The organism is Burkholderia sp. BE17 (genome assembly GCF_009362305.1).
GTDB classification, from domain to species: domain Bacteria; phylum Pseudomonadota; class Gammaproteobacteria; order Burkholderiales; family Burkholderiaceae; genus Burkholderia; species Burkholderia pyrrocinia_C.
Map to the genome: position 1 here is coordinate 116,579 of NZ_WHNU01000011.1, position 13,162 is coordinate 129,740.

General features: G+C 67.6%; 13 protein-coding genes. 9 read left to right on the forward strand and 4 right to left on the reverse strand.

Translation table 11 applies throughout. The annotated features are described in order from the left end of the window. The first annotated feature begins 9 nt into the window (after positions 1 to 9). From GD429_RS12065 to GD429_RS12090, 6 genes are all read left to right on the forward strand, one after another. Entirely contained in the window at positions 10 to 1,080 is a 1,071-nt protein-coding gene (locus GD429_RS12065; protein ID WP_152857131.1) for an ABC transporter permease, read from the forward strand. Between the two features lie 66 nt (positions 1,081 to 1,146). Then, a complete protein-coding gene (nikC, locus tag GD429_RS12070) occupies positions 1,147 to 2,061 on the forward strand; it encodes a nickel transporter permease (protein WP_096474060.1) in 915 nt (304 codons plus the stop codon). 1 nt (position 2,062) lies between these two features. Then, the gene (locus GD429_RS12075) at positions 2,063 to 2,971 is read left to right on the forward strand and encodes an ABC transporter ATP-binding protein (protein ID WP_152857132.1); all 909 of its coding nucleotides are present in this window, start codon (positions 2,063 to 2,065) and stop codon (positions 2,969 to 2,971) included. Next, positions 2,968 to 3,744, forward strand: coding sequence for an ABC transporter ATP-binding protein (locus GD429_RS12080; RefSeq protein WP_152857133.1), 777 nt, complete (start codon positions 2,968 to 2,970; stop codon positions 3,742 to 3,744). Before GD429_RS12075 ends, GD429_RS12080 begins: the two co-directional genes overlap by 4 nt. Before the next feature lie 129 nt (positions 3,745 to 3,873). Then, positions 3,874 to 4,128, forward strand: a complete 255-nt coding sequence (locus tag GD429_RS12085; RefSeq protein WP_152857134.1) for a GlsB/YeaQ/YmgE family stress response membrane protein — start codon at positions 3,874 to 3,876, stop codon at positions 4,126 to 4,128. Positions 4,129 to 4,492: 364 nt separating this feature from the next. Then, positions 4,493 to 4,828, forward strand: coding sequence for a type 1 fimbrial protein (locus GD429_RS12090; RefSeq protein ID WP_152857135.1), 336 nt, complete (start codon positions 4,493 to 4,495; stop codon positions 4,826 to 4,828). 53 nt (positions 4,829 to 4,881) lie between these two features. On the opposite strand, the gene GD429_RS12095 is transcribed toward GD429_RS12090, so the two are convergent. From GD429_RS12095 to GD429_RS12105, 3 genes are all read right to left on the reverse strand, one after another. After that, complete coding sequence (locus tag GD429_RS12095; RefSeq protein ID WP_152857136.1) at positions 4,882 to 5,754, reverse strand: LysR substrate-binding domain-containing protein; 873 nt, start codon at positions 5,752 to 5,754, stop codon at positions 4,882 to 4,884. Between the two features lie 97 nt (positions 5,755 to 5,851). After that, entirely contained in the window at positions 5,852 to 6,751 is a 900-nt protein-coding gene (bla, locus tag GD429_RS12100) for a class A beta-lactamase (protein ID WP_152857137.1), read from the reverse strand. 210 nt (positions 6,752 to 6,961) lie between these two features. Then, positions 6,962 to 7,819: a peptidoglycan DD-metalloendopeptidase family protein gene (locus GD429_RS12105; RefSeq protein ID WP_152857138.1), complete on the reverse strand. Its 858-nt coding sequence runs from the start codon at positions 7,817 to 7,819 to the stop codon at positions 6,962 to 6,964. A gap of 501 nt (positions 7,820 to 8,320) precedes the next feature. Between GD429_RS12105 and GD429_RS12110 the strand changes: the two genes are divergently transcribed. The 3 genes from GD429_RS12110 (at position 8,321) to GD429_RS12120 (ending at position 12,302) form a co-directional block, all read left to right on the forward strand. Beyond that, positions 8,321 to 9,217 (forward strand): LysR substrate-binding domain-containing protein, encoded by an 897-nt coding sequence (locus GD429_RS12110; protein ID WP_152857139.1) that lies wholly within the window; start codon positions 8,321 to 8,323, stop codon positions 9,215 to 9,217. A 46-nt stretch (positions 9,218 to 9,263) separates the two neighbouring features. Continuing rightward, positions 9,264 to 9,650 carry an ester cyclase gene (locus tag GD429_RS12115; protein ID WP_152857140.1) on the forward strand — a complete coding sequence of 129 codons (387 nt, stop codon included), beginning with the start codon at positions 9,264 to 9,266 and terminating at the stop codon, positions 9,648 to 9,650. 498 nt (positions 9,651 to 10,148) lie between these two features. Next, positions 10,149 to 12,302 (forward strand): hypothetical protein, encoded by a 2,154-nt coding sequence (locus GD429_RS12120; RefSeq protein ID WP_152857141.1) that lies wholly within the window; start codon positions 10,149 to 10,151, stop codon positions 12,300 to 12,302. A 101-nt stretch (positions 12,303 to 12,403) separates the two neighbouring features. On the opposite strand, the gene GD429_RS12125 is transcribed toward GD429_RS12120, so the two are convergent. Then, on the reverse strand, positions 12,404 to 13,144 hold the full coding sequence (locus tag GD429_RS12125) for a sulfite exporter TauE/SafE family protein (protein ID WP_152857142.1): 741 nt from the start codon (positions 13,142 to 13,144) through the stop codon (positions 12,404 to 12,406). Between the last annotated feature and the right edge of the window lie 18 nt (positions 13,145 to 13,162).

Consider the following 13,162-nt stretch of genomic DNA (forward strand, 5'->3'; position numbering starts at 1 on the left):
ATTCGCCGCATGTCGACTCCCGCCTCCTCCCTCGAAGCACTGCGCACGCTGCCCGCGCGGCGCCCGGCCGTGCGCTGGGCACTGCGCGTGCTGCGCTGGGCGCTCACGCTCGCCGTCACGTTCGCCGGGCTGCTCGCGCTGACGTTCGTGATCGGCCGCAAGGTGCCGATCGATCCCGTGCTCGCGATCCTCGGCGATCGCGCGTCGGCCGAGGCGTACGCGGCCGAACGCATTGCGCTCGGGCTCGACAAGCCGCTCGTCACGCAATTCCTGATCTACGCGCGCGACGTGCTGCACGGCAATCTCGGCATGTCGCTGCTGACCGCGAACCCCGTGCTCGACGACATCAAGCGCGTGTTCCCGGCCACGCTCGAACTGGCGACGATCGCGACGCTGATCGGCATCGCGATCGGCGTGCCGCTCGGTGTCGCGGCCGCCGTGAAGCACAACCGGCCGATCGATCACATCGCGCGCTTCGTCGGGCTGATCGGCAATTCCGTGCCGGTGTTCTGGCTCGGGCTGATGGGGCTGCTGCTGTTCTACGCGCGGCTGCACTGGGTCGGCGGGCCCGGCCGGCTCGATCCCGTGTACGACGGGATGGTCGATCCGCGCACCGGCAGCCTGCTGATCGACGCGGTGCTCGCCGGCGAATGGGACGTGTTCCGCAACGCGGTGTCGCACATCGCGCTGCCGGCCGCGATCCTCGGCTACTACTCGGTCGCGTATCTCAGCCGCATGACGCGCTCGTTCATGCTCGATCAGTTGAGCCAGGAATACATCGTCACCGCGCGCGCGAAGGGCTTGTCCGAGCGCCGCGTGATCTGGCGGCATGCGTTCGGCAACATCGCGGTGCCGCTCTTGACCGTGATCGCGCTCACGTACAGCAACCTGCTCGAAGGCTCGGTGCTGACCGAGATCGTGTTCGCGTGGCCGGGGCTCGGCTCGTACCTGACCGGCGCGCTGCTGAACGCCGACATGAGCGCGGTGCTCGGCGCGACGCTCGTGATCGGCGCGATGTTCATCACCGTCAACCTGCTGACCGACGCGCTGTACCGCGTGTTCGATCCGCGTGCGCGCTGAGGGCCGTTTCGACATGACCGCATCCCCCCTGCTTCTTTCATCGCCCATGCCGAAGGTCGTCCAATCATGAACGCCGAGCGCCTCACGCTGCGCGCGTGGCTGCTTTCCGATGCGCCCGCGTCGCGCTCGCAGGCCGCGCTCGGCCTCGCGTACCGACGCTGGCGCCGTTTCGCCACGAATCCGCTCAACCTGTTCGGGCTCGCGATCCTCGTCGCGCTGATCGTCGTCGCGATCGTCGGCCCGCTGATCATGCCGCACGATCCGCTGCGCCAGGTGCTGTCCGACCGCCTGCTGCCGCCCGGCTCGCCGTCGCACTGGTTCGGCACCGACCAGCTCGGCCGCGACATTCTCTCGCGGCTGATCGCCGGCTCGCGCCTCACGCTCGGCATCGCGCTGCTCGTCGTCGTGATCGTCGTGCCGATCGGCCTGCTAATCGGCACGACGGCCGGCTATTGCGGCGGCTTCGTCGACAGCGTGCTGATGCGCATCACCGACGTCGCGCTCGCGTTCCCGAAGATCGTGCTCGCGCTCGCATTCGCGGCCGCGCTCGGGCCCGGCGTGATCAACGCGGTCGTCGCGATCTCGATCACCGCATGGCCCGCCTATGCGCGGCTCGCGCGCGCGGAGACGATCCGCATCGCGCAGGCCGACTACATCCACGCCGCGCGATTGCAAGGCGCGTCGGGGCCGCGCATCCTGCTGCGCTACATCGTGCCGCTGTGCATGTCGTCGGTGATCGTGCGCGCGACGCTCGACATGGCCGGCATCATCCTGACCGTCGCGGGCCTCGGCTTCCTCGGCCTCGGCGCGCAGCCGCCGAGCCCCGAGTGGGGCTTCATGGTCGCGTCGGGCCGCAACGTGCTGCTCGACGCATGGTGGGTCGCGACGCTGCCCGGCATTGCGATCCTGCTCGTGAGCCTCGCGTTCAACCTGCTCGGCGACGGGCTGCGCGACGTCTTCGATCCCCGCCATGGAGCGTGACATGCCGATGAATACCGCCACCGCGCCGCTCTGCGAGATCGACGGGCTGAAGATCGGCTTTCGCGGGCACGACGGCGTCGTGTCCGATGCCGTGCGCGACCTGTCGCTGACGCTCGCGCCCGGCGAACGGCTCGGCATCGTCGGCGAATCGGGTTCCGGCAAGTCGCTGACGGGCCGCGCGCTGCTCGGCCTGCTGCCCGACGCCGCGCGCTGGTCGGCGCGCACGATGCGCTTCGGCGGCCACGACCTGCTCGCGATGTCGCCGCGCGAACGCCGGCGGCTGTGCGGCAGCCAGATGGGCATGATCCTGCAGGACCCGAAGTATTCACTGAACCCGGTGATGACGGTCGCGAAGCAGATGGGCGAAGCGTTCCGGCTGCACGAGCCCGGGTTGCGCGGCCGCGCGCTGCGCGAACGGATCGTCGATGCGCTCGCGGCCGTGCAGATCCGCGACCCGGCGCGCGTCGCCGATGCGTATCCGCACGAACTGTCGGGCGGCATGGGCCAGCGCGTGATGATCGCGATGATGGTGTCGACCGGCCCGCGCCTGCTGATCGCCGACGAACCGACGTCCGCGCTCGACGTCGCGGTGTCGATGCAGGTGCTCGCGGTGCTCGACGCGATGATCGCGCGGCACGGCACGGGCCTGATGTTCATCAGCCACGACCTGCCGCTCGTGATGTCGTTCTGCGATCGCGTCGCGGTGATGTATGCGGGCCGCGTGGTCGAAACCTGCGCCGCGCGCGACCTGCGCGACGCGTCTCATCCCTATACGCGCGGGCTGCTTGCGGCGAACCCGCCGCTCGCGAACCCGCCGGACGAACTGCCCGTGCTGCGGCGCGATCCGGCCTGGCTCGATCCCGCGCCGCCTTCCATTCCGCCCGCCGATCGCCAGGAGGCCGCACGATGATCGACGTCGATCACGCATCGATCCGTTTCCCGACCCGCACGGGTCACGTCGACGCCGTGCGCGACGCGAGCTTCGCGGTGCGCGACGGCGAGGTGTTCGGGCTCGTCGGCGAATCGGGTTCCGGCAAGTCGACGCTGCTGCGCGCGCTGACGGGCCTCGTGCCGCTCGCGTCCGGCAGCCTGTCGATCGACGGCCGGCCGGTCGGCGGCACGCTCGACCGCGCGTTCCGCCGACACGTGCAGATGGTGTTCCAGGATCCGTACGCGTCGTTGCATCCGCGCTTCACGGTCGACCAGACGCTGCGCGAACCGCTGTCGATCCATGCGATCGGCGACGCCGACACGCGGATCGCCCGCGCGCTGGCCGAGGTCGGACTCGGCCCGGCATTCCGCTTCCGCTATCCGCACCAGTTGTCGGGCGGCCAGCGGCAGCGCGTCGCGATCGCGCGTGCGCTGATCGTCGAGCCGCGCGTGCTGCTGCTCGACGAGCCGACGTCCGCGCTCGACGTATCCGTGCAGGCCGAGATCCTGAACCTGTTGCGCCGCCTGCATCGCGAACGCAACCTGACGATGATCCTCGTCAGCCACAACCTCGCGGTGATCGGCTTCCTGTGCCAGCGCGTCGCCGTGATGCAGCATGGCGAGATCGTCGAGCAGCTTCGGGTCGAGGACGTCCGCGCCGGGCAGGTCGCGCGCGACTACACGCGCACGCTGCTGCAAGCGACCGAAGGCTACCGCCGTCTCGACCCGGTGACTGGCGCACCGCACGCCTGACATCTGCTCGCCGCGCCGGCATGCGATACTCGGCACGCCACGCGCCGGCTTGCCGCCGCATGGAACCCTTGTGGGCCGCACGGGTCAATTTCCTTTCGTCAACAGATCAACAGCAATAGGGAGGCGTTCATGCTGCAATTCATCGAAACCCTGGTCGTCGGGCTCATCGTCGGCCTCCTCGCCCGCGCGCTCAAGCCCGGCGACGACAAGATGGGCATCCTGATGACGGCCGTGCTCGGCATCGTCGGTTCGCTGGTGGCAGGCTACGTCGGCCGCGCCGCCGGCTGGTATGCGCCGGGCCAGGGTGCGGGCTGGATCGCATCGATCATCGGCGCGATCGTGCTGCTGGTGGTCGTCGGCGCGGTGCGCAAGCGCATGAACTGATCGCGCCGCCACACCGCATCACGCAGAACGGCCGCTCGTCATCACGAGCGGCCGTTTTCTTTTGGTGAACGACGATTCGGGCTACTGCCGATTCGTTGATTACGCAACGATTCACCCGCAACAGACTGCTTCCGCCGGCAGCATCCCACTCCGCTTACTACACCGGCATTACCCCAACTTGCGGCCGCTCAAATTTGAGATAAATTGATTGAAGGAATACGCCGCAGTTTGCTTATTCCCGTTACTTCCAATTTTTCATTCAAGAGATTCGATGGATTTGCCGTTTACGCAGTCAGCATCGCAGCGTTGACGGACTGCCATTCGAGCGGCCCCGCTGCGACGCGCTTCTTCTCTGGAGCCTGTCATGAAGCATCGCCTGTTTGCCGCCTCGCTCGCCCTGGCCGGCTCGCTTCTGGCCACGTCCTCATCCTTTGCCGCCGGCGCGTCCGGCACCATCTACTTCTCCGGCATGATCGTCGAGCCGCCCTGCTCGTTCGCGCTCGACGCGGCCGACGCCGCGCATGCGAACGTGCGCCCCGACTGCCCGCGGCCGGCGACCGGCCAGATCGCGTTCGTCGACGCGGCGAGCCAGCGTTCGCTGAAGACCACGACCTTTACGCACGCCTCGCGCGCAATCGTTTTACCGAACCGTCCGGGCAATAATCGCGCACCGATGATCGCCGTCGTGACGTACCAGTAACACCGGTTGCGCTCGCAGCACGCAGCACGCGGCGGGGCCGGCTCGGCCACACGTCAGTCGCGATGGCGCGCGATCCAGTCGCTGAACGCGCGGATCTTCTGCTGGTTGCCGATGTTCTCGGGATAGACGAAGAAGTAGCGTGCGCCGGTCTCGAGCACGATGTCGAACGGCCGTTCGAGCCGGCGCGCGCTGACGTCGTCGTCGACGAGCGTCACGTCGCCGATCGCGACGCCGAAGCCCTGCATCGCCGCGTTCGTCGCGAGATCGAGCGTGTCGAAGGTCGGCCCGCGCGCGGGATCGACGCCGCGCTCGCCCGCATGATCGAGCCAGGCACGCCAATCGCGATGGTCGCGAGTCGGATGCAGCAGCGTATGGCGCGCGAGATCGCCCACCGCGTCGAGCGGCGACGCCTGCCGCAACTCGGGCGCGCACACGGGCGTCAGCCGTTCGTCGAACAGCGGCAGCGCGAACACCCCCGCGCCCGGCGACGTGCCGTAGACGATCGCCGCGTCGAACGGCTCGGTCGAGAAATCGACGTCGTGCTGCCACGCGGTCGTGATCTGCACATGGAGATCGGGATGCTCGCCCTGGAAGCGCATGATGCGCGGCAGCATCCAGCGAATCACGCAGGTCGGCACCTTCAGCGCGAGATCGGTGCGCTGACGCGTGAGCTTCATCGAGATGTCCTCGATCCGCGCGAAGCTCTCGTTGACCACCGGCAGCAGTTGCTCGCCCTCCGCCGTCAGCGTGAGGCCCTTCGCATGGCGCTTGAACAGCGGAAAGCCGTAATGCGCCTCGAGCGTCTGGATCTGCCGGCTCACCGCACCCTGCGTGATGCAAAGCTGCTCGGCCGCGCGCGTGAAGCTGCGGTGGCGAGCCACCGTCGAGAAGATCTGCAGCGCGTGCAGGGGCGGAAGTCGGCGCATGAAAAGGCAGAAGAAACGGAAGGTCCGCGCGCCGACGCCGGCGCGCGCTGACCGACACGATAAGCCAAACGCCGGCTTTGCGCGAGGCGCGCGACGCTCAGGCCGTCGCGGTGAGTGCACCCGCCGCGATGCGCGCCGCCGATGCGACGACGTCCGCGCGAGCCGCCGCGTCGGCCTGCGGCTGCGTGAACGACACGGCCATCACGATCGGCGCGCGCGACGGCGGCCACAGCACCGCGACGTCGGTCGTCGTGCCGTATCCGCCGGTACCGGCCTTGTCCGCGACGCGCCAGCCTGGCGGCACGCCCGCCGCGATGCCGGTTGCGCCGCGCGCGCCGCCGACCATCCACTCCGTCAGTTGCGCGCGCTGCGGTTCGCGCAGCGTGTCGCCGAGCAGCAGCCGCTGCAGCGTGTCGACCATCGCGACCGGCGTCGACGTGTCGCGTTCGTCATCCGGCGCGGCCTTGTTCAGTTCGGGTTCCCAGCGATCGAGGCGGAACGTCGTGTCGCCGCTCTCGTGCGCGAACGACGTGACGGCCTGCGGGCCGCCGAGCACGCCCATCAGCAGGTTGCCCGCGCCCTTGTCGCCCGAGCGCAGCATCGCCTCGCAAAGCTGCGCGATCGTCATGCCCGTGTCGACGTGGCTTTCCGTGATCGGCGAACCCGACACGACTTCGTAGCGGCGGTACAGGATGCGGCGCGGCAGCAGCGACGCGTCGAGCGAGCCGCGCGCGAGTATCGCGCCGGCCGCGACGACCGCATACGTGCCGCACAGCGGGAAGCGCTCGCGCGCGTGGTGAGCGATGCGCACGCCGTTCGACGTATCGAGCGCGGCGATGCCGAGCCGGCCGTTCGACGCTTTCTCGAGTGCGGCGAGTTCGGCTTGCGCGGCGTGGGCGCGCCCCTGGTCGGCGACTGGCGCGGACGTGCACGCGGCGACGAACGGTGCGGCAACGGCGGCAAGCAACAGCGAGCGGCGTGTCGGAGAGTGTTCCATGGATGAGGTGTGTTCTGTCGGAAACGATGGCACGAAGCAATACGGGCGCGCATCGGCGATGCACGCCCGTTCACGCCGACGGCCGGCCCGCGACGGCATTCGCCGCGCATCCCCGAGAGACGCCCGTCGGCCCCGCGCGAAGCGCGGGACTCGCAAACAGCCCCTAGCCTAGCAGCGACCGTCGTCGCGTTCCAGCAGAACGGCCCGGCTTCATCCTTGCGAAGAAGGCAGGTACGGCATCGGATTCACCGGCTTGCCGTCGCGCCGCACTTCGAACAGCAGCGCGACGCGCGAGTTGTCGAGATCGCCCATCTCGGCGATTTCGTCGCCCTGGCGCACGATGTCGCCCGTCTTCACGAGCACCTTGCGATTGTGCGCATAGGCGGTCAGGAAATCCGCGTTGTGCTGGACGATGATCAGGCTGCCGTAATCGTTCAGGCCGGTGCCCGCGTACATCACGCGGCCGTCGGCCGCGGCGCGAACCGGGTCGCCCGGCCGGCCGGCGATCTGGATGCCGCGGTTCTGCCCCGGCCGGAACCCGTCGACGATCTTGCCGTTTGCGGGCCACTTGAGCGCGACACCGCCCGCATGCCGCTTCGTTTCCTTGACGACCTGACGGTCGCTCGTCGTCGATGCGGCCTGTGCCGTTGCCTGATTACCGGCCACCGCACCGCTCGCGGCGGCCGGCGCGGCGGCCTGCGTGCCAGCCGCGCCCGACGGCGGCAGCGGCTGCTGCCTGACGATGCGCAACACCTGCCCCTTGCGCAGCTTGCCGTGAGCGGCCAGCTTGTTCCAGGTGCGCAGGTCGGCAACGCTGCAGCCGTTCGCGGACGCGATGCCCGTCAGCGTGTCGCCGCGCTTCACGACGTACTTTTGCGCGACGAGAATCGGCGCCGGCGGCGGTGTGGCGGCCGACGGCGCAGCGACGGGCTGGCTCGACGGCGACGACTGCCCCGCCAGCGTGTCGCTCGGCGGAACGGACTGCGTATTTGCACAACCGGCCATGACGAGCACGGCGGCCAGGCCCGGCAGCCACGCCGCGTTGCGGCAAATTTCGCGCGTTTTCATGGACGATCCACTCCGATTTGACAATCTTTCAAGCATCTCAAAAACGGAACGGCCGACGTGTAACCGGATGCAAACAATGATGACAAACGATCACGAACCGGACGCCGGCCGGCATTCACTACCGGTAATACGGTCCGATCCCGAAAAACTTGATGGTCTTTTCGCGTGAAAACGGAAGAATTTTCGTCTCGGCAGACTATGGCGGATTGATTTCAATAGGAGTGGGCCGCCGTGCTCAACGCAACCATGCGACGAATTCGGAACAGGCCCACGCGATGCCGATGCACAGGAACAACACATGCAACGCGATCTTGAACGACACACCCCACGACGAATCGATCTGCATGACAGGCTCCCCGGTCGAGATGCGGCCATGATCGGGCATCGATCGTGCCCCGAAAATGCGGAACCGCCGAATCGGGCCTCAGGCTGCGCCTGAGACCGACACTGCGGTTCCTGCTAACTTATCGGCCATTCCAACGCTATCGCTCCCCGCTCATCATGCGCTTCGACCTGACCGACCTGCGGCTCTTCCTGAACATCTGCGAGGCCGGCACGATCACGAGCGGCGCCGAGCGCACGCACATCACGTTGCAGGCCGCGAGCGAGCGCATCCGCGGCATGGAGGACGAGCTCGGCGTGCCGCTGCTGCACCGGACCAAGTCGGGCGCGCAGGCGACCGACGCCGGCCGCGCGCTCGAACACCACGCGCGCACCGTGCTGCAGCAGATCGACCACATGCGCGGCGAACTGCAGCAATATGGACAGGGGCTGCGCGGCCACATCCGGCTGCTGTGCAACACGGCGTCGCTGAGCGAATACCTGCCCGACGCGCTGGCCGACTACCTGCCGCATCATCCGAAGCTGTCGATCAGCGTCGAGGAGCGCTCGAGCCAGGAGATCGTGCATGCGATCCGCAACAAGACCGCCGAGGTCGGCATCGTTGCCGATTCGGTCGGGCTCGGCGGGCTCGAACAGAAGCCGTTCCGCGAAGACTGGCTGATCGTCGTCGTGCCGGCCGCGCATCCGCTCGCGTCGCACGACAAGGTCGCGTTCGACGCGATCGCCGATGCCGATTTCATCGGCCTTACCGACGGCAGCGCGCTGCAGGTGCATCTCGCCGACCAGGCGCGCGCGCTCGGCAAGCGGATCCGCTATCGCGTGCAACTGAAGAGCTTCGATGCGATCTGCCGCGTGATCGCGAGCGGCGTGGGCATCGGCATCGTGTCGCGGCACGCGGCCGAGCGTGCGATGCAGACGCTGGACGTGCGGCTAGTCGAGCTGTCCGATCCGTGGAGCCACCGGAAGCTGACGCTCTGCGCGCGGTCGTTCGATGCGTTGCCGAAGTACACGCGGGAGTTCGTGGCGTTTTTGTCCGGCGAAGACGCGCCGCGGTGACGCGCGCCGCATTCCGCCCACCCCATCGACACACGGAGGCATGGCCATGGCCGACACCGATCTCGCCACCCGCTACCGCGCGTATATCGACTGCCTGAACCGGCAGGACTGGCCGGCGCTCGGCCGGTATGTCGACGACAACGTGATCCACAACGACCGGCCGCTCGGCCTCGCCGGTTACCGCGCGATGCTGGAACAGGACTACCGCGACATTCCCGATCTCCGTTTCGACATCCGGCTGCTCGCGTGCGAACCGCCGCGCGTCGCGTGCCGGCTTCGCTTCGCGTGTTCGCCGAAAGGGACGTTCATGGGGCTCGCCGTCGACGGCAGGAAGGTCACGTTCGCCGAGAACGTGTTCTACGAGTTCCACGACGGCAAGATCCGCCAGGTCTGGTCGGTGATCGACAAGGCGGCGATCGAGGCCCAGCTCTAGCAGCGCCGCCGCGGCCGGGCGCCGGTCGTGATCGATGAGCCGACGCACGCCCCGATTCGCTTCGACCCATAAGGATAACGTTTTCTCTCGAATGTGATCGATCACATGCCGCCAGAGAGCGCCCCGGCCTGCCGCATCCGAACCGGCACCCTGCGCTTCGCCGCATCGATCCCGAAAATAATTCCCGGCAATTCACGCGCGATTTCGATCCCCTTCCCCACCTCTCCTTTCCCACTATCCGGGTTTCTACCGGCACCTCCGGCGTGAAAGTTCATTGACATCACGCCGATCGATGCCTAAATTTGGAAAACGTTTTCCAATGCATCAGCGCGACGCCGGTCACGGCCCGCGCAGGGAGAACGCTTGCCCGCTCGAGTTGTGATTCAGGCCATCCGTCTTCAGGGATCAGGGTTGCAAGGCGGAGGTCGGGTACGGGCGTCGAGCGCGGCAACGGCCACACCAGCCCGTCCGTCATCACTATTCAAAACTGGAGACACAATGCATCCGCGCAGCAGATTCGCGCTCGGCGCCGCGCTCAGCGCCCTTTCCGTCCTGTTCGTCAGCGCGTGCGGCGGCAACGACGTGACCGACACGCCGCCGCCGTCGTCGACACCCGCACTCGCATCGAACTCGCTGCAGGCGCTCGTCTACGGCGCGCCCGACACCAGCGTGCCGGCCGGCACGAACATTCCCGTCACGATGATGGGCCAGATGCGCGCGCTGTTCGACCTGATCCGGAAATCGCCCGACTTCACGCAGGTCGTGATGGATCTCGGCGACGGCACGCCGGTGCACGTGCTCGACACGAACACCGGCGACAAATTCCTGCCCGGCAAGCTCGCGCTCGGCCTGTCGTACATCCTGATCGACATGAAGTCGAAGGGCGACCCGCAATACGCGAGCTACCTCGCGACGTACCAGACGATCACGACCGCGATGACGGCGCAGTCGGGCGGCAACTACACGTATGCGAATACGTCGTGGGGCGAGTATTACTACCTGGTCGCGCTGAACAACCTGAAGGCGCACGGGATGCTCAACGAAGTCTTCAGCGACGCAATGCTCGCGACGCTGCAGCAGCGGCTCACCTTCTGCGACATGTTCGGCCCCGACGCGAGCGGCAAGGCCAGAACGTGCCCGGCCGCCGGCACGCCGATCGACATCGCGTCGCTCAACACCGCGCAGAACTACTATGCGGTGTCCTACGGAATCGCCGGGCTGCGGCAGAAGCTCGGCTGGAGCAGCCCGTCGTTCGCGTCGGCGACCGATCCGTCCGTCGCGACGATGGGCGCGCGCGACGCGCTGCTGTACACGCTCGCAAACCACATCCGCAAGGATTCGTCGGGCGGGTTCTCGGACGAAGCGTCGAACACGCACACGACCTATTACGACCAGGCCCGCTTCGACCGCTACAGCACGCTGCTGATCGGCGAAGTGGTCGAGCGCACGTTCGAGATGGGTAACGAAGCGAATCTCACGCCGGAACTGAAGGGCTATCTGCGCAAGTCGGTCGACCTGATCCTGCCGCAGCTGAACACCAACGGCCAGGGCTTCAACTACGGCCGCTCGATCGGCCCGTACGGCGATTCCGCGTTCATGGAAGTGCTGACGGCCGCGGCCAACGCCGGCGTGCTGTCCGACCAGGAGAAGCAGGTCGCGTATGCGTTCATCTACCGGGCCGCGAATCGCTTCGACACCTACTGGTACGACCCGTCGCTGCCGACGCCGTCGGTGAACATGTGGGTCAAGGGCCGCGGCACGGACGCGTATCGCGGCAAGCCGCGCGTGATGGGCGAGAACTTCAGCCTGCTGCACCAGTACCTGTACGTGAACGCGTGGTGGAACAAGCTCGGCTTCGGCGGCAAGGCGCCGATGGCGGATGCGGACTACAACGCGTGGCTCGACGCGCTGCCGCGCTACACGCTCACCTGGTACAACCAGCCCGGCGACACCGCTCACCCGTACAGCGCGGCGCTGCTCACCGTGCGCGACGGCCGGCGCGTGATCAACCTGAACCTCAGCCAGGCGCCCGACTACAACTCGTTCACGCCGTACTACCCGGTGCCGTTCTCCGACAAGCTGATCTACGGCACGACCGATCTCGGCTACGCGCTACTCGTGCCGCAGGTGTCGTACAACGGGAAGACCTACATTCCCGTCACGTACTACAAGAACCTGAACGTGCAGCAGGCCAACGGCCAGGTGACCGTGTCGTTCGATACGGCGAAGTTCCGTCTCGCGTCGAAGAACGCGGCGTACACGACCGATCTCGACCTGCAGGTGCATACGGTGCTGACGTTCGCGCACGGCACGGTCGCGCGCAGCGATACGCTGAGTTCGGGCACGCTCGCCGGCAACCTGTCGGTCGAGACGGACTTCACGTCGTTCGCGGATTTCGCGTCCACGCAGGCCAACGGCGACGGTGTGTCGGTAACCTACGCGAACAGCGCCGCGACCGGCTATTCGGCATCCGGGTTCGACAACTGCGCGCTGTCCGCCTTCGACACGGTGAACGGCACGACGAATCCGTTGTCGACGACGCCGATCGGCCAGTTGCATTCGAACTTCGCGTGCACGACGAAGCCGTTTGCGCTCGGCACGGGCGCGACCCGCACGTTCGGGTGGACGCTGAAATACGCCGATCCGGCCTGAGCGGTGTAACCGCCATCCCGTGACAGTCCCCGAAGCCGGCAGCAGAAACCGGCTTCGGGACGTTCGGGCCAGCGGGCATCACGCACCTCGACGATGCTCGCTCACAGCCGCCCCGAAGCAGCCATGTATGCGCCGAGCGCAATCAGCCCGACAAAGAAGCTGCGCCTGAACGCCTTCTCGCTCATCACGCGCCGCGCGTATTGCCCGCCGGCCATTCCGGCCAGCGCCGGCACGAGTGCGAGCGCCGACACGCCGAGATCGACCGTCTGCAGCGCGCCCGTCACGCGCAACTGCAAGCCGAGCGCGATCGTCGATGCGGTAAACGACAGCCCGAGCGCCTGGATCAGGTCGTCCTTCGACAGCCGCAGCGCCTGCAGGTACGGCACGGCCGGCACGACGAACACGCCGGTCGCGGCCGTCACGACGCCCGTCAGGTAACCGACCACGGCCGACAGCCATGTTTCGTGACGCCCCGGCGCAGGCAGCCGCGCGGCGGCCAGCCCCCACAGCCCGTAGGCGATCAGTACCACGCCCAGCGCCGCATGCGTCCACGTGCTGCCGGTCGCGAGCGCGGGCAGCCCGCCCGTCAGCGTGCCGATCGTGAGACCGGCGAGCAGCGGCCACAGCCGGCGCAGCAGCGGCCCGAACGACGGGCCGAGCCACAACTGCCACACATTGGTGATGAACGACGGCACGAGCAGCAGGCTCGCCGCGGCCGACGGCGGCATCGCGAGCGTCAGCAGCCCCATCGCGATCGTCGGCAGGCCGAGCCCGATCATTCCCTTCACCGCGCCGGCCAGCAGGAAAACCAGCACGATGATCGTCAGCGTATGAATTTGCATGGAGGGCGTTCCGTCCGG